The sequence below is a fragment of the Gemmata sp. SH-PL17 genome (assembly GCF_001610855.1).
Lineage (GTDB): Bacteria > Planctomycetota > Planctomycetia > Gemmatales > Gemmataceae > Gemmata > Gemmata massiliana.
In genome coordinates this window covers 1,127,471-1,143,853 of the sequence record NZ_CP011271.1, presented here as the reverse complement: position 1 = coordinate 1,143,853, position 16,383 = coordinate 1,127,471, and the positions used below count along the sequence as shown (strand labels likewise).

Genomic DNA, 16,383 nt, shown 5'->3' with positions numbered 1-16,383 from the left:
GTAGCTACGACCTTAAGCACGCTGTACCGGACACGCTCCGCATGACGATCCCTCTCACCCTGACGCCTCATGAGCCAGAAAATAGGGGCAACCGAGATGGGAAATACAAGAACCCCGACAATTCCGGGGTTCTTGCTCGTAAATGCAGCAATCTGGTTAGCGCTTCACATCCTTGATGTCCAGCACGTGGGCCGTTGCCAGGCTGTTACCAAAGATCTTGAAGTCCTTGAAGGTCCATACCACCTTCTTGTCGCGCGTGACCTCGAAGAGTTGCGGGTTGTCCGGTCCCGCGTGGCAGTTCCCCACGATGAGGTTGCCGTTCGGGAGCACGTGTAGCGTCGTCACCCACGCGAGCGTGATACCCGGCAGCTCCTTCTGGTCGATGCTCCACACCACCTTGCCGTCCTTGTTCACTTCCAGCACGCGGTTGTTGTTCCCGCCCGAGATCACGGTGTTGCCGTTCGCCAGGCGCAGCGCGCCGTACACCGCGGTCCCGTGCCCCTCCGGGCCGTGGCCGTCCGAAGCCTTGCGCCCGCCCAGGTCGAGCTTGTACTCCCACACGACCTTGCCCGTCGCGTCGTACTCGCGGACGCACCCGTCGCCCTCGTGACAAACGAGGTAGTTCCCGGTGTCGAGCTTCCGCACCATGCGCGTGTCGCGGTGCGGGTCCGGCCGGTCCACCTTGAGCGCGATCTCCTTCACGATCTTGCCGTCCTTGTTCACTTCGACGATCCGCTTGTTACCGCTCTCCGCAACGAGCGTGTTGCCGTCCGCGAGGCGCTGGAAGGCGTGGACCTCAATGCGCCCCTTGTACCCCTCTTTCGGCTTCGCCTCGTACTTCCACACGACCTCCTTCTTGGGCGTCATCTCGGTCACGGTCGCGGGCGCGGTGTGCAGGAGCAGGTTGCCGTTCGGGAGCAGGTCGATGTCGTGGGAGTTGTGCTTGCACTCCACCTCCCACTCGATCTTGCCATCGGCCCCGACGAGCACCACGTGCCCCTTGTCCTGCGCGAGCACGCGGTACCCGGGATGTTTGGGCGCATCCGCCGCGAACGCGGGCAGCGCGAACGCGAGCGCCGTGAGGGAGAGGAACAGTCGCATGAGGTCTCCTGGCGAACGGCCGGTGTAAACCGGCTGGTAAGGCGATCGGGGCAAGTAAATGAGCCGTCAGCAAACGGACCGAAACATCATCACCGATCGGCTCACGCCGGCCGGTCGCCCAATGAGTCCAGGGCGGCTTTCAGTTTCGCGCCCGCGTCCGGGCGGACCATGTTCACGAACGCGATCTTGCCCGCGAGCCACTCGCGGAAGTTCTCGCGCCCCTCGCGGTTCTGGGCATCAAGCCCCTCGCTCTTGGCCCGGTGCAGAATCGCGCGGAGCCGGCGGATCTCGTCGCGGCTCACGGACGGCTTGTCGTTCACCACGACGCCCGTGACCACCTGAGCCGCGCTCCGGCGCATCACGCGGGTCTTCTTCTCGTTGACCGCGAACCCTTCCTCGCGGGTGATGTTCCGCACCTTCGCGAGCAGCCAGCCGATCTTCCCCGCGAGGTCCGCGTTGCCGGAGAACGTGAGGTCGTCCGCGTACCGCGTGTAGGTGACGCCGAGCTTGGTCGCCACGCCGAGCAGCCGTTTATCGAGCTTGCGTGCGACTTGGTTCGACAGCCCGGGGCTTGTTGGCGCGCCTTGGGGCAGCCCGCGCGGGCCGGTCGCGGCCTCGTACTTCGTGCCCGCGTAGGTGACGGCCGCGCGCGGGCACTCGGTGCAAAGTAGCGCGAGAACCGTCGCGACGCTGCCCGAGTAGCCGCAGCGCTCGTAGACCGCGCGCACGCGGAAGAACGCGATCGACGGGAAGAAGTCCGAGAGGTCGAGGTTCACCACGACGGCCTTGTTCACGTGCGGGTTCGCGTTGGTCACGATCCCGCGTCCGGCGACGAAGCCGTGGGCCGCTTCGGTTACCGGGAGCTTGTTGACGACGTTCTCGAGAATCCAGTGCTGCGCGGCCTTGAGCTTCTTGTGTGGGGCCGCGAGCGTGCGCATCCCGCCGGACTTCTTCGGCACCTGGAACTTGACGTAGTGCGTGCGGGTGGCCACTTCCGTGTGAAACCCGAGCCAGCGGAGTTGCCTGATTGTTAACCCGAGGGCCTTCGCGACGTCCGCGGGCGCGTGGAGCACGGGCAGCCCGAGCGCGGTGAGCTTCGCCTCGTCACTCATGCGCAGGTGGAGCCGCCCCGATACCCCGCGCCCCAAAAAGATGATGTCCGTGGCCCGGCGGCGCCGAACGGCCTCCACGCGCTCCTTCTTGCGGGCGGCGGATTCGGCCTTCTTGCGGGCCTTCTCGCGCTCTTTCGCTTCGCGGTACGCTTGGACCGCCGCGTTACCCGCTAAGCCGGCTGCGGCCGCGATCCCCGTCTCCGTCGGGCGGACCTTTTCGTACTCCTCGCCGACGCGGTGGATCTCGTTGAGTTCTTCCGGGGAGAGCAACCCGTGCGTGACGAGCGCGCGGTCGATGATCTCGGTCCGCGGGTCGCTGACGGGCGGGATGATGCTCTGGCGGCCGAACTGGAACGCAGTCGCGAGCAGGCGCCCGTGCTTCTGGGCCGCATCCACGATCTCCTGTCGCGAGATGGGCAAGAACTCCGACGCGGAGTACGGGTCGGTGGGTGTTTCCGTTTGTGGTTCGGCTTTGGGTGCGGGTTGCTGCCCGCGCGGGTCGGGCGGCGGAGGAACAGAAAGCGGAGCGTTTTCCGGAGGCGGGGTCGTGTCGCGTTTGCGCCGGAAGATCCAATCGAACATGCTCATGGCAGCGCTCGCACGACGAACCCCGACCGTGTGGTCGGTGGGTAAACAAGGCGACCGGCTCCGACTTCAATCGTGGACCAGATGCGTTCACCAACGCCCGGATATCCGCTCCCGGACCGGGGACGACGGTGGATTCAGCCCGGTCCGGGAGCGGATATCCGGGCGAAACGAACAACGCACCTGGGAACGCAATCGCAAGCAACCGCACCCGCGGCGGAGCGCCGCAGGATGTTTAAGTCTCGGAGCCGGTCGCTTGACTTCAGTCAGTCCGTTAGACACGCTGGCGCGCATTCGTGCCACGCGCGTCTCAGCTATCCGAATGCACTCAGCGCAACATATCGAACGCGGTTTCCAGCGGTTTGAAGCTGAAAGCGAGAATTCGCCAGTCGTTCGCCGGCTTGTAAAAAATCACGATGCACACCACGGCCCCGTGCGCGTGTTTCACCACGTAAGCGACGCGGACCAGCGAGGGGCTGAGCACAGTTTCGCGACCGAACTCGAAATCCCCCGGCGCGCCGTACTCTTGCGCGAACTTCTGCCGCCACTCAATGACCCCTTGTCGGAGTCGCCCGAACTGTTCGTCGTTGAGCGGGTCAATGAATCCCGTGCGGAGCATATTGAAGAACTCTTCTTCCTGTCCCGTGCGGAGCTTGGTGACCAATTCATCGGCCCGCTGGCGCGTTTCGCTCGGTGCTGATTTCTCGCCCCCCGTTCCGGACTTCGTCGCCGACGGGAGCGTTCGCAACAGTGCGTAGCCCCCGAACCCACCGAGCAGCCCACCGAGCACGCCCGCGAACAGAACCGACTTCGTCACCAGAATGCCCCTTGAGTTAGCTCGGCTCCCGTGTCCTCGTAACGAGCCGCGACCGCGAGGGAGGTGCCGCCATCTGCGGTACGACTCACCATTCAGGAAGCCACTGTCACCGCTTCCTTGCGGGCGCGGCGCGTTCAATCCGCCGTCAGCTCGTGAACCGCTTGAACCACGTGTCCAGCGTGCCGCCGTCCGTGCCGATGTCGAGCGCCCGGTTGCGGAGCGCTTGCAGGTGCCGGCACGGGCCTTTCCGCAGGCCGCCCGTGTAGAAGTACGAACACGAACACTTCCCCGCCACGATGCGGTCGTCCGCGTCGAGTGCGACCTCGGACCCGGACCGCCCGTCCACCGTCCCGACGATCCGGCGCTGTCCCTTCGCGTCCACGCTGTCGGACGTGATGCGACACTTCCACCGGCCCAGGTCGCGCGCGGCGACCGTCTCTTCGTTTTCCGGGCCGATGACCTCCGCCGAGAGCGTGACCGGCATCACCTGGCGCCACCGGTACACGCCGTGCGGCAGATCGTGGATCACCTGCCCCAGAAGCGCGAGCTTGTTCAGACCGGCCGATACCGCCGGTGCCGACGTGCGGGTCTTGCTCGCGAGCGCGTCGAGGGTCCACGTCGGCGATTGCTTGAACGCCGCCGCCATCGCGTTCATCACCTCGACCGGCGGCGCGACCGGAGGCGCGAGTTGATCGATCGCGCTGCCGCCGCTGGTCCAGTCGTTCGTGGTCCACCCCGAGAGGCCGAGCGTCAGTTTCATCTCGCCCATCTTCGCGACCCAGAAGCTGGGCAGGCCCGTCCCGAGCAGGTACACGTCCACGCCGTCGAGCAGCGGAAGGAGTCGCCCCAACACGCGGAGCCGGTCGCGGCCCCAGGTGCGGATCACCTCTTTGCGCGGACCGGGGTACGGCGTGTCGTGGAGAACGATCTCCTTGTTCCACGGTTCGAGCACGATCTTTACCGGCGCGCCGGGCGTCAGCTCGAACCGAACCGCGCGCGGCGACGCCTTCGCCTTGTTGCGCTTCAGGAACGCGACCAGCGCGTAAATCCCTTCGCGGCTCACGGGCACGCGGCGCATCGGCAAACTCATCGCCGATTGCAGCGCCGAGAACCCGCGCAACCACGATTGCGGCAAGTCAATCTTCTCTTCGCGATAGCCGGCCTCGTCCGCGGTGGTCTGCACCTCAAAGCCCATCGGGTCGATGGTGAAGCGCGTTTCGCGGTAGCTGCGGATGGTCTGGAAGTGCTCGTAGAGGCGCCACGAGTAGTCGACGTTCGTGGTACCGAGCGCCACGTCGGTTTCGGCCTCGAACGCCTCGCGCTCGACCGTCAGGCACCCGTAGCTGCTCTCGTCCGCGCTGAAGCACTCGAAGAACATCACGTCCGGGCTAACGGTGATGACCGGGTCGCACGGCATCAGCATACGCCACAGCTCCGGGTCTTCGCGCGAAAGCATTGTGCCGTACCGCGTGCGCGCCTCCCAGTACCGCTGTCGGCACTTCTGGAACTGCCGTTCCAGGTTGCGCGGCATTGGGCGCCCGCGTTCCTTCTCCAGCTCCGCGCGTTTGAGTTTCACGGCCTCGGTGCGGATGCGAGCCTCCTTCGCGACCTCCTGCTTCTTCCACTCCTCGTAGCCGGTTTTGTCCTTCGGTTTGAAGCGCAAGTCGGAAATGACGACGTCGTGAAGGGCTGACATCGCTTCACGGAAGCGGAGCGGTTGCCGCAGCACACCAACGAAGCTCACGCGGTCGCGGCGCAAGTTGGGCGCCAGCGACACCGCCAAGCCAACGGGGGTCTGTGCGACGTTACTCCGCCCGCGATACGCCGTGTTCAGCAGCATTCAGCGACCTCTCGCGCCCGCCTTTGGCAAGGCGCCTGGGAATCATGGGCGGTGGAACCGACTTCTATCGTGGACCCGAGTCGTTCACACGCGCTTGGCGGGGGTAATTCCGCCGGCAGACGCAGGTTGGTTCAGTGCCGGCGGAATTACCCCCGCCAAGCGAAAAGAACAACGACACGGGGAACGCAATCGCTAGCAAGTTCACCCGCGGCGGAGCGCCGCAGAGAAGGTCTCGGAACCACCACCCAAGTTTTGGCAATCTTGGCGAACCCCGCCCGCAAGGGCGGCGGGTGAAACTCACTATCAAAGTTTGACCGCCAATCACCATTGCCCTTAGTCGTTGGGCTATCGACTGCCCTTGCGCCACCCACCGCCCTTGCGGGCGGGGTTCGCCAAGATTGCGGTGTCCGCCGCAACCGACTTCAATCGAGGACCAGATGCGTTCACGACGCCCGCCCCCGACCGGTCGGGCCGAGGACTCGGGTCGATTCAGTTCGGCCCGACCGGTCGGGGGCGGGCGAACAAGAACAACGCACCTGGGAACGCAATCGCGAGCAACTTCAACCGCGACGGAACATCGCAGCATGGTGGTCTCGGATCGCGGCGGACACCGTAGCTCCTTCGTGCCCCGTTCATTGTGAGCGGGGCGCACGATTCAGTTCCACTGTAACTCCGGGAAGACCGCTTCCACGAGCGGCTTCCGCGTCGGGTTCTTCGCAACGAAGCCCGCAACACCGGCCAACCCCGCGCGGAACTCCGGCCCGCGTACCGAGCGCAGCGCGACCGCAACCATCGGGAGCAGGTCGCCGGCCTCGTCCGGGTGGTCCGTGAGGCGGTCGATGATTTGCCGCATCACGAACGGCTTCGCGCGGCTCCCGCGATGAATGTTCAGGAGCACCGTGGCCCACAGAAACCGCACGCGCTCCGGAGAGAACTTCGTCAGCCCCGTCGGTTCCTTGGCCCGGTCCTCCAGCATTCCGACCAACCGCAACCGAATATTGTCGTAAGGCGACTCCAGGAGCCGCTGCCACACCAGGATCGCGTCGCGCGCACGCGGCTCGGTCTGGAGCCACTCCCAGCCGACCTCGCGCACCTCCTCGAAGCGGCTGTCGAGGAACTCCAGCACCCACAACGGGTCGAAGTCCGTTCGCTCGCTCAGCACCTCGCACGCCCACTTCACAAGATCGACGCGGAGCGGCTCGGCCTCGGCGTTCCGCAAGTTGAACACCGCGGTCAGTTCTTCCGGCGAACGCGGTTTCTTTCCTTTGAGGAACGCGAACCCCAGACGCGCGAGCGGAACCGGGCGCTGCATCGCGAGCCGCACCGCGGACGCGAACGTGACCAACTCCGGCTTCACGTTCCGCTCGACCATCGCACAGATCCGGTCGAGCAGGTCCGTGCGCACCTCGTCCGTGATGCGCAACCACTGCTCGATGCTAACCTCTTCCAGCCCGCCGCGCGCTTCGAGCAACTCCATCGCGAGTTCATTCAGCGCGGTGTTGGGCGCGGTCACCCAGGCGAGGATCTCATCGAGCGTGAGCTGCGCGAGCCGGTCCGGGAAGTGTCGGCGGAGCATCTGCACCGCCCACGTCGCGACCACCCGGCACTTCGCGGTCACGAGCAGGTCGAAAATCGGCTCCGGGCTGCGCAACCACAATTTGCGGAACATCGGGTCCGGTTGCAACCGCGCGAGCGTTCCCCCGTCCGCGACGCGCCACCCCGCCGGCTTCGAGACGATCGTGGGCGAGTAGTGGAACAGGACGTGGACCAGTCCCCAGTTGTCGAGCAGCGCGAGACCGTCGGGCACGTCCGCGTCGGTGTAGAGCTTCAGCGCCGCGCAGACCGCCGGGATGTAGCGCGCCGGCTCCTTGCGCCCGAGCTTGCGGAAGTAGCGCCACGCCCGCCGGCGCAAGTAGGTCCGCGTGGCCACCGAGAACAGGAACTTGCCCCGCGTGAACTGTTCGCGGTTCTGGCTGAACCACGGCCCCGAGTACGAGCGGTCGTCGCGCGAGAGTGTGGTGTCACCGGGGGTCGAAACGGACTCGTAAGACTCGTAGGAACGCGAACGATAGTTGTACTTCTGCTTCGTCGCGCGCCGGCGCCGGATGGTGCGATCGAACCCGACGAGGAACCGCGCCATCACCGCGTCGTCGCCGGTCGTGTCCGCGAACTTGAACAGCCGCTTGACGAGCGGTTCGTGCCGAGGGGAGTTGAACGGGAGGTCCAGGTAACTGAAGAGTAACCGCTTGGCTTCGATCCGCGGGTCCGTCCACCACGTCTCGGCGAACGTGGCCAGTGCGGGAGCGTTCGTGCGCTGGCGGATCGCCTCCACGAATTCCGGCACGCCCGACTGGAACAGCCGCACGGTGCGGTCCCAATCGGGGCCGTTTCCGGCGGGCGGGGGTTTGCGGTCACGGGCCATCGTCACTTCCCGAGTGTGGTGAAGAGGATGGTATGCGGTGCCCGCGCCGGGTGCAAGCGCGGTAGTCGCCCGAACCGGGCACCGCGGTTCGTCGGGGCTACGATCTTTCGCTGGCGAGACAGAAACACTCCAACAAATAAGCGGCCAGAACGCCAGCAAGTTCCCCAAAGCTCCGCCTTACCAAAACTCGGTCCGCGGTGTGAAGCGGTCGCCCTAAAATGGTCTCCTCTGGGGACACCACTTGTGTCCCCAGAGCAGCGGCCGCGTGGGACACGCGGGCCGAAAACACTCTCGCCCAGAGGAGTTTGTCTGTGAACCTGCGATTCATCGGAGTTGCGTCGTCGATCGCCTGCCTATTTCTGGCGTCGACCGCCGTCGGCGACGAGCCGGTCAAAAAGACCGTCAAGGCCGGTGACGGGCTGAGCATCGCCTGCGACGTCCGCGGCAAGGGGGACACGACCCTCGTCTTCCTGCACGGCTGGGGCGGGGACCGTGAGTACTGGAAGAATCAGGCCAATGCCTTTGCCACCGATTACACGGTCGTCACCGTCGACCAGGCCGGCCACGGAGCATCGGGCAAGGACCGCAAGGTGTGGACCGTCGACGCCCTCGCCGGCGACGTCGAAGCGGTGGTCAAAGACCTGAAGCTCAAGCGAGTGATCCTCGTCGGCCACTCGATGGGCGGGCCGGTCGCGCTGTTGGCCGCCAAGCGCTTGCCGGGTACGGTCGTCGCGGTGGTGGGTGTTGACACGCTCCAGGACGCCGAGATGAAGCGCCCCGAGGAACTGGTCAAATCCCTGACCACTGGCTTGGAGAAAGACTTCAAGGGGATGGTGGGCGGGATGTTCGGCGCGATGCTCGCCGAGAAGTCCGATGCCAAACTGAAGGACTGGCTCGGGGACAAGGCGGCGAGCCGGGAACCCGCGATCGCCATCGCCCTCATGAAAGATCTGTTCTCCCTCGATCAAAAGAAGGTGTTCAAGGAAGCCGGGGTGCCGGTGCGGTGCATCAACTCGGCCGGCGGGTACCAGTTCTTCACCCCGACGGCCGTCGAGACGAACAAAAAGTACGCCGACTACGACGCGGTCACCATCTCGGACGTCGGCCACTATCCGATGTTGGAGAAGCCGAAAGAGTTCAACGAGAAGCTCCAGGACGTGCTCAAGGGACTCGCGGCCAAGAAGTGAAGTAATTCAAAAGAGGTCAGCGGCCTCGCTTGGCTGCTGACCTTCGTGACGAGTGCCCCATCACTTCGCGCGCCCACAGAGTTTCGCCGCGAGCTTGACCGCCTGCACGAAACTCGACACGTCGGCGACGCCTCTCCACGCGATGTCGAACGCGGTCCCGTGATCGACGCTCGTGCGCACGATGGGCAGCCCGAGCGTAATGTTGACCGCCTCCTCGAACGCGAGCGCTTTCAGCGGGATCAGTCCCTGATCGTGGTACATGCACACGTAGGCGTCGCACTTCGCGCGGTACTTCGGCAGGAACGCCGTGTCCGGCGGAAGCGGCCCGTCTATATCGATGCCCGCAGCCCGCGCGGACTCGATCGCAGGGAGGATGATGCGTTCCTCCTCGCTGTCGCCGAACAACCCGTGTTCGCCCGCGTGCGGGTTCAGCCCGCACACCAGGAGCCGCGGCGCACGCCCACGAATGCGGCGCATGGCTTCTGCCGTGAGGTCGATCGTGTCGCGGATGCGCCCTGTGGTGAGTAGAGCGGGCACTTCGCGGTACCCGACGTGAACGGTGACGAGACTGCACGTGATCGCTTCGGCCGTGAGCATCATGCAGGAGCGGTCCGCGTTCGTGCGGCTCGCGAGGATCTCCGTGTGCCCCGGGAACGGGATGCCGGCGGCGTGTAGCGCCTCCTTATGGAGAGGGCCGGTCGCGATCGCGTCCACGCGCCCGGCAAGAGCCTCATCGATGGCGCAATTCACATAATCGTAAGCCGCCTTCCCGCACGCCGCAGACACCGTGCCCGGTTGCACCATGCCGGCGTCGATCGCCTTCAGGTCGAGAACACACGCCGCATTGCTGGCACCGTTAAAGTTCACCCATTCGGTGCGGTCGAGCACCCGCTCCGGTTCCGGCCACCCGAGGTGCCGGGCGACTCGCGAGAGCACGTCGGCGTCCCCGATCACCACCGGCACACACAGTTCCCGCACGCGCTCGTCGCGCAGCAGCTTTAAGCACAATTCAGGGCCAACACCGGCTGGATCACCTGTAGTGATTGCGATTCTGGGAAGTTGAGTCATCGTGCCTTCTCGCGGGTCCGTTGCTTGCGAGGCTATTACGCGGGGGTAGAATGCGAGTACTAGGTAAGTTGCGGATACTATTCGGCTTTTTATTCCGCGGCCTCCCCCAAATTGTACGGTACCACCACTCGATGCTCCCCAGAGGGACCGTTCATGTCTATTCGAGTTACCCGGCTCCGGATCGTCGCACCGGCGCTCTTTGCACTCGCAGCCTTCGGGCTGGCGACAGCCGCGAGCGAACCGGACCTGCCGACTCCCAAAGACGTGAAGGAGTCCGTTGACGCGCTGCGCGACGCCTACGAGAAGCACTACAAGGCGGCCGAAATGGACGCCAAGGCGAAGAAGGATCTCGCCAAGAAACTGTACACCGAGGCCCCCAAGCGCAAGACGCCCGCGATGCAGTACGCGAGCTACGACGAGGCCCGCCAGCTCGCGGCCGTGAGCGGGGACGTCCGGCTCACGCTCGACGCGCTCGTGGCGCTCAGCACCAAGTTCCCGGGCGTGGACCAGAACCTCGCCCCGGACACGATCAAGTTGCTCGGCGACGCGGCCCTCGCCTCGACCGAAGACACCGGGCTGATCGCGCTCACGACCGAAGCCGCGTCGTCCGCGTTCGAGCGCGAAGACTTCACGACCACCGTCGTCCTCGGCAAGTTGCTCGCGACCGCGGCCAAGAAAGCCGAAGACCCGGACGCCACGCTGGAAGCCCGTCGGCTCCTGCGCGAAGCCGAGGCGCTCACAGCAGCACAGGGCGCGATCAAGGCGAAGCCGAACGACCCCGCCGCGAGCGAGACCCTCGGCCGGTACCAGGCCTTCACTCGCGGGCGCTGGGACGTGGGCCTGAAGTACCTCGAAAAAGCCGCGCGCAAGGAACTCGCGGCCGCCGCGACCCTGGACCTCGCCAACCCCAAGACCTCGAAGGACCGGGCCGCGGTCGGCGAGGCGTGGTACAAACTCGCACAAGAGTTCCGGGGCCTGGAACAGCGCCGCGTGATCGACCGCGCCTGGGAGTGGTACTCGGCGGCAGTCGCGGTTGCGGCGAACGACGAAGAACTGAAGGCCAGCAACGAGCGCGTCAAGGACATCGAGAAGAACTACCCGGCCCTCTTCAACCTGTCCTTCCAGGGGCACACCGGGGCCGTGGCCACCGCCGCCGCCACGCTCGACGGCAAGACGCTCGTTACGGTGAGCAACGACAATTCGGTGCGCGTGTGGGACACCCGGACGGGCAAGTGCCTGAAGGTGCTCGAAGGGCACACGGGCTGGGTCGGCAGCGTGGTTCTGACGCCCGACAGCGCTCAAGCTGTGACCGCCGGTGGGGACAACATCATCCGCGTGTGGGATCTGAAGTCGGGTAAGGAAACGGCTCAGATCAAGGGCCACACGGTCGCGATCCGCGGGTTGGCCCTCACCGCCGACGGGAAGACGCTGATCTCCGGCGCGAGCGACAAGACCTGCCGCGCGTGGGATCTGAAGACGGGCAAGGAAACCAAGCGGTACGGCGACGGCAAGGAATCGGTCGAGAGCGTCGCGGTTTCCCAAGACGGCAAGTTCGTGCTGGCCGGTAACGACGCGGGCGTCATCACCGTGTACGACGGCAAAACGGGCGACGTGGTGAGCAAGTACGACCGGCACGACGGGATGATGGTCTACACCATCGTCGTCAGCGCCGACGGGAAGACCGCGCTGTCGGGCGCACGCGGCAAGGACGTTCACGTGTGGGAAGTGGCCACCGGCAAGGAGCAGCGCCGGTTCAAGGGCCACACCGAACAGGTGTACCAGATCGCACTCAGCCCGGACAACAAGCTCGTGGCGTCCGCGAGCTACGATAAGACGGTCCGCATCTGGGACTTCGACAGCGGCAAGGAACTGAAGAAGCTGGAGGGCCACGCGGACGGCGTTCAGGGCGTGTGCTTCGCGCCGGACGGCCGGTCGGTGTACTCCGCGAGCTGGGACAAGAGCGCCCGCAAGTGGCGCCTGCCGCTGCTCTCCGCCGGGGCCAACAAGCGGTTGGACTGACACGAACGGGTAGCGACGAATAGAGTGGGGAGTGAGGGATCGGGGATGCACCCCGGTTTCTCACTCCCCACTCGTCATTTTCACTCTCCGGGAGCGCCATGTCGTCGCCTGAACACTCCCCGCGCGCGGCGCGCATCGCGTCCGTGGATGCGTACCGCGGGTTCGTCATGTTCCTGATGATGGCCGAGGTGCTGCGCTTCGGCGCGATGAAGAAAGCGTTCCCGGGCTCCGAGTTCTGGAGCTTTCTCGCGCACCACCAGGACCACGTCGCGTGGCGCGGGTGCTCGCTACACGACCTGATTCAGCCATCGTTTTCGTTCCTGGTCGGGGTCGCCCTGCCCTTCTCGCTCGCGTCGCGTGCGGCCCGGGTCGAAGCGCCGTGGGTGAGCTGGCTGCACGCCTTCTGGCGCGCGTTTCTGCTTGTCGCGCTCGGGGTGTTCTTGCGATCGGTCGGGAAGGCGCAAACGAACTTCACGTTTGAAGACACGCTCTCGCAGATCGGCCTCGGGTACGTGTTCCTGTTCGCGCTCGGGCGCGTGCGCCCCGTGTGGCAGTGGGTTGCGGTCGGCGCGCTCCTCGTAGGCTACTGGGCCGCGTTCGCGCTGTACCCGCTCCCCGCACCGGATTTCGATTATCGGGCCGTGAGCGGACTACCCGAAGCCGAGCGCCCGACCGGGTTCGCAGCGCACTGGGACAAGAACACCAACGCGGCGTGGGCGTTCGACGTGTGGTTCCTCAACCTGTTCCCGCGCGAAACACCGTTTACCCATAACCGCGGCGGCTACGCGACGCTCAGTTTCATCCCCACGCTCGCAACGATGGTCCTCGGGCTGATTGCAGGCGGGTGGTTGCGCGCTCCGAGCACACCGGGCGCGAAGATCGGGCGGTTCGTGGGGTTGGGGATCGTGCTCCTGGCGGCCGGATGGGGCCTTGATGCGGTCGGCATCTGCCCGAACGTGAAGCGCATCTGGACGCCCGCGTGGGTGCTGTTCAGCGCCGGGTGGTGCTTCCTCCTGCTCGCGCTGTTCTCGGCGCTGCTCGATACCGGGCTACCCGGTGGGTGGGCGTTCCCGCTGAAAGTAATCGGCGCGAACTCGATCGTGGCCTACGCCGGCGAACACCTGATCAAAGGATTCGTACTCGATTCGTTCAAAACGCACCTCGGCGCGAACATCTTCGCGCAGGCCGGACCGTATGAACCGTTGGCGAGCGGGTTCGCGTTCCTGGTCACGTTCTGGCTCGTTCTGTGGTGGATGTACCGGCACAAAATCTTCGTCCGGATCTGACCGCGCGTTCGCGCCGGCGCAAACGATTCGCGCTAATGCGGAACCCCGGATGTTCCGCGGGAGAAATACCCGGCAACCCCGGCGCCCGCTCCGCGCGCCGACCGGCCCTGTTCTACGGTGGAATCTGTACTCTCAATCGGTCCGATCCGGCCGAAGCCGTGGAAGGTGCGCTGACATGCCTGCCCAAGTAAGTGCTCCCGTAGATACTCCGCCCGCGTCCCCCAGCGCACCGCAATCGATCGCGCAGGTTCCCCCGACGATTCTCCTGGTCGACGACTCGTCCGTGCAGCGCCGGATCGTCCACACGCTGCTCGACGCCGCGGGCTCGTGGCAGATCGCGCACGCCAACGACGGGGTCGCGGCCCTCCAGCACATCGAGAAGGACCAACCGGACCTGGTCCTCACCGACGTGTACATGCCGAAGATGGACGGGCTCGCGCTGGTCGAACAGGTTCGCGACCGGTTCCCGAGCGTTCCCGTTGTCCTGATGACCGGGCACGGGAGCGAGCAGGTGGCGGTCAACGCGCTCAAGGCGGGGGCCGCGGACTACGTGCCGAAACGGGCGATGGTGACCGACCTCGGGCGCATCCTGGAGCGAGTGCTCGCGAACGCGCAGTCGGCGTCGGACCGCACGCGCCTGCTCTCCGGGATGACCGGGCGCACGAGCCGGTTCGTGCTCGAAAACGACCCGCGCTTGGTTGGCCCGCTGGTCGCCCAGCTCCGCGAAGAATTGCTGGCACTTGATGTGTGCAACCGCCACAGTGCGACCCGGGTCGGGATCGCGCTCGAAGAGGCACTCCTGAACGCGATCTACCACGGGAACCTGGAAATCGGCGGCGAACTGAAGAACAGCGGCGGCGAGGCGTTCCAAGCACTGGTGAAGGCGCGCCGGCACCAGCCCCCGTTCATCGATCGCCGCGTCCGCGTGCTGGCGCGCGTGACTTCGGCCAAAGCGACGTTCGTCATCACCGACGAGGGCAAAGGGTTCGAGGTGCCGAGCACGCCCGACACGATCGACCCGGCGCTCCTCGACCGCCCGAACGGGCGCGGGCTGCTCCTGATGCGCTCGTTCATGACCGACGTGCGGTACAACACCACCGGGAACCGGGTCACGCTGACCAAGACCCGTTCGAGCGCCGAGAGCCGGAACACAGCAATCGCGTCCTGAAACCGTCGAAGGTCGAAAGTCACAAATCAGAAACTCGCGTGCGTAGCCCCACCCGCTCGTGTTAACGAGCGGGTGGGGCTACGCAACTCAATTTACCCGAGCTTGTGTACCGTGATCCGGTTGTGGCCGACGCTCGTGATGAGGTCGCCCGCGTCGGAGATGGCGAAGTCGTGAACGTGCGTCGCTAACTTCTCCTGGCGCAGCGTCTTCTTGCTGGCCGGGTCGAAGAAGCACAGGAACCCTTCGCTCGCGCCGCCGGCCCCCACGAGCCAGGAGCCGTCCGGCGCCCACGCGAGCCGGTTCACCAGCCCCGCGAATTTGTCACCCGGGAACTCGGCCGTTTGCTTGCCGGTCCTCCAGTCGAACACCTCCACGCGCGCCTTGCCTTCGAGGTGGTCGATGTTCCCGACCTTCCCCATCCCGCCGACTGCGAGTGACTTACCGTCGGGTGAGAACGCGAGCGAACGGATACCGCCGATCGAGTGAAGCCGCTGTACCTTGTCCCAGGTGTACATGACGGGCGCTTCGCAGACGGCCAGTTCCTTCCCGGTCGCCGCGTCCCACACGACGACGTGCCCCACCTTGTCGCCGGTCGCGATCAGCTTGCCGTCCGCGGAAAACGTCACCGCATAGAGCATGGAGGTGAAGTCGTTGGGCGTCCTCTCCTTGTGCCCCCTCAGCGCGTGAACGAGCCGGCCGGTAGCAGCGTCCCACACCTTGCACACCATGTCATCGGCCACGCTCGCGATGAGCCTCCCGTCCGGCGACGCGATCACTTTGCGGATCCACTTCGCGTGCGCGTCCGTGGTGCGGTACACGTCCCCTTCGTCCGTATCGAACCAGACCAGTTTGCCGTCGTAACTGCCGCTCACGAGCGTGTCGCCCGAGAGCGCGACGCCCGTAACGTAGCTCTCGTGGGAGTACATTTCCTTCGGCTCGAACTTGGGCGCGGCGAAGTCGGCCCGGTACACCTTGAAGTCCGAGCACCCGATGTACGCGGCGTCGAACCCGTTCGCGCGCGCGATCGCGAACGTGATCGTCGGCCGGGAAAAGTCCTTGACCGACTTGAGGGTATCCGGCAGTGGAGCTTTCATGGCAACGAAGTGGGAGTTGGGGTGGGTGGGTACCGGAACCAGAAGTCGGTAGCGTTGCCGCCGTATTCGCCCAACCGGAGCAAGGGAAGCCCGATCAGGCCCACGAAGTCGGGGTGGGATCGCGCGGCTGCGGTCGCGGCCCGATCGTTCCCAAAAGCAAGGACCAGTTCGACGATCCCCAGATCGGGATTGTGCCACTGAATCCAACCGCCTTCGAGTTCGCCAAAATTGCTCTGACGATTCCGGGACGGGGCGACGCGGAGCGCGGTTCATGAGGTCGCTACGGATGATGATCCCGGCCGGGCTACCGGTGTCCGCTACCAGGTCGAGACTCATGACGGTTCGGTCCGGGGCACGGAACCCCAACCGGAGCCAGGGCCGCGGACCGCGGTAGGGGTTGCGCTGTTCGGGCATCGGGCGTCCCGTGTCTAAAGAATCTCAAGGTAATCCGGGGTATCATCCCCCGCGCGCTCAACGAGCACGTTCCAAATATCGATCCCGAGGGACCGCAGCTTCTCGCGCAACTTCTCGAAATCCGCGTCGTCGGCAACGATCTTCCCGCCCGCGATCGCAACGAACTGCCGGGGCGGGTACGCCGCGTCGATCGTTGACTTCAGTTGCGGGAACGCGTCCTCGTTGACAGCGCGGTGCTCTTCGCGGGTCATGTGCTACCTCCGGTCACGG

The 16,383-nt window shown here is 65.5% G+C and carries 12 protein-coding genes; 4 read left to right on the top strand and 8 right to left on the bottom strand.

Features of this window, described 5'->3' with window-relative positions; genetic code table 11:
- Positions 1-156: 156 nt before the first annotated feature.
- The 5 genes from VT84_RS04560 to VT84_RS04540 form a co-directional block, all read right to left on the bottom strand.
- The gene (locus VT84_RS04560) at positions 157-1,101 is read right to left on the bottom strand and encodes a PQQ-binding-like beta-propeller repeat protein (protein WP_082838679.1); all 945 of its coding nucleotides are present in this window, start codon (positions 1,099-1,101) and stop codon (positions 157-159) included.
- A 101-nt stretch (positions 1,102-1,202) separates the two neighbouring features.
- Positions 1,203-2,801 carry a reverse transcriptase family protein gene (locus VT84_RS04555; protein WP_082838678.1) on the bottom strand — a complete coding sequence of 533 codons (1,599 nt, stop codon included), beginning with the start codon at positions 2,799-2,801 and terminating at the stop codon, positions 1,203-1,205.
- Between the two features lie 325 nt (positions 2,802-3,126).
- On the bottom strand, positions 3,127-3,615 hold the full coding sequence (locus VT84_RS04550) for a hypothetical protein (protein WP_082838677.1): 489 nt from the start codon (positions 3,613-3,615) through the stop codon (positions 3,127-3,129).
- 145 nt (positions 3,616-3,760) lie between these two features.
- Positions 3,761-5,455: a hypothetical protein gene (locus VT84_RS04545; RefSeq protein ID WP_082838676.1), complete on the bottom strand. Its 1,695-nt coding sequence runs from the start codon at positions 5,453-5,455 to the stop codon at positions 3,761-3,763.
- 655 nt (positions 5,456-6,110) lie between these two features.
- Positions 6,111-7,877: a hypothetical protein gene (locus VT84_RS04540; protein ID WP_082838675.1), complete on the bottom strand. Its 1,767-nt coding sequence runs from the start codon at positions 7,875-7,877 to the stop codon at positions 6,111-6,113.
- Between the two features lie 311 nt (positions 7,878-8,188).
- On the opposite strand from VT84_RS04540, the gene VT84_RS04535 reads away from it, so the two are divergent.
- On the top strand, positions 8,189-9,064 hold the full coding sequence (locus VT84_RS04535) for an alpha/beta fold hydrolase (protein WP_052553021.1): 876 nt from the start codon (positions 8,189-8,191) through the stop codon (positions 9,062-9,064).
- Positions 9,065-9,124: 60 nt separating this feature from the next.
- On the opposite strand, the gene pdxA is transcribed toward VT84_RS04535, so the two are convergent.
- A complete protein-coding gene (pdxA, locus tag VT84_RS04530) occupies positions 9,125-10,132 on the bottom strand; it encodes a 4-hydroxythreonine-4-phosphate dehydrogenase PdxA (protein WP_082838673.1) in 1,008 nt (335 codons plus the stop codon).
- A gap of 153 nt (positions 10,133-10,285) precedes the next feature.
- On the opposite strand from pdxA, the gene VT84_RS04525 reads away from it, so the two are divergent.
- From VT84_RS04525 to VT84_RS04515, 3 genes are all read left to right on the top strand, one after another.
- Positions 10,286-12,151 (top strand): WD40 repeat domain-containing protein, encoded by a 1,866-nt coding sequence (locus VT84_RS04525; protein ID WP_052553032.1) that lies wholly within the window; start codon positions 10,286-10,288, stop codon positions 12,149-12,151.
- A 98-nt stretch (positions 12,152-12,249) separates the two neighbouring features.
- Entirely contained in the window at positions 12,250-13,437 is a 1,188-nt protein-coding gene (locus tag VT84_RS04520) for an acyltransferase family protein (protein WP_204249713.1), read from the top strand.
- A gap of 175 nt (positions 13,438-13,612) precedes the next feature.
- Positions 13,613-14,605, top strand: coding sequence for a response regulator (locus tag VT84_RS04515; RefSeq protein WP_082838672.1), 993 nt, complete (start codon positions 13,613-13,615; stop codon positions 14,603-14,605).
- A 92-nt stretch (positions 14,606-14,697) separates the two neighbouring features.
- Here VT84_RS04515 and VT84_RS04510 read toward each other — a convergent pair whose 3' ends face one another.
- Together VT84_RS04510 and VT84_RS04505 are read right to left on the bottom strand one after the other, a co-directional pair.
- Positions 14,698-15,699 (bottom strand): WD40 repeat domain-containing protein, encoded by a 1,002-nt coding sequence (locus tag VT84_RS04510; RefSeq protein ID WP_082838671.1) that lies wholly within the window; start codon positions 15,697-15,699, stop codon positions 14,698-14,700.
- A gap of 428 nt (positions 15,700-16,127) precedes the next feature.
- Positions 16,128-16,364 (bottom strand): hypothetical protein, encoded by a 237-nt coding sequence (locus tag VT84_RS04505; RefSeq protein WP_082838670.1) that lies wholly within the window; start codon positions 16,362-16,364, stop codon positions 16,128-16,130.
- Positions 16,365-16,383: the final 19 nt, after the last annotated feature.

Bases quoted from the DNA above. Each gene is read 5' to 3' on its own strand.
- VT84_RS04515 (WP_082838672.1), top strand. From the start codon at position 13,613: ATGCCTGCCCAAGTAAGTGCTCCCGTAGATACTCCGCCCGCGTCCCCC.
- VT84_RS04560 (WP_082838679.1), bottom strand. From the start codon at position 1,101: ATGCGACTGTTCCTCTCCCTCACGGCGCTCGCGTTCGCGCTGCCCGCG.
- VT84_RS04555 (WP_082838678.1), bottom strand. From the start codon at position 2,801: ATGAGCATGTTCGATTGGATCTTCCGGCGCAAACGCGACACGACCCCG.
- VT84_RS04510 (WP_082838671.1), bottom strand. From the start codon at position 15,699: ATGAAAGCTCCACTGCCGGATACCCTCAAGTCGGTCAAGGACTTTTCC.
- VT84_RS04505 (WP_082838670.1), bottom strand. From the start codon at position 16,364: ATGACCCGCGAAGAGCACCGCGCTGTCAACGAGGACGCGTTCCCGCAA.
- VT84_RS04540 (WP_082838675.1), bottom strand. From the start codon at position 7,877: ATGGCCCGTGACCGCAAACCCCCGCCCGCCGGAAACGGCCCCGATTGG.
- VT84_RS04525 (WP_052553032.1), top strand. From the start codon at position 10,286: ATGTCTATTCGAGTTACCCGGCTCCGGATCGTCGCACCGGCGCTCTTT.
- VT84_RS04520 (WP_204249713.1), top strand. From the start codon at position 12,250: ATGTCGTCGCCTGAACACTCCCCGCGCGCGGCGCGCATCGCGTCCGTG.
- VT84_RS04545 (WP_082838676.1), bottom strand. From the start codon at position 5,455: ATGCTGCTGAACACGGCGTATCGCGGGCGGAGTAACGTCGCACAGACC.
- pdxA (WP_082838673.1), bottom strand. From the start codon at position 10,132: ATGACTCAACTTCCCAGAATCGCAATCACTACAGGTGATCCAGCCGGT.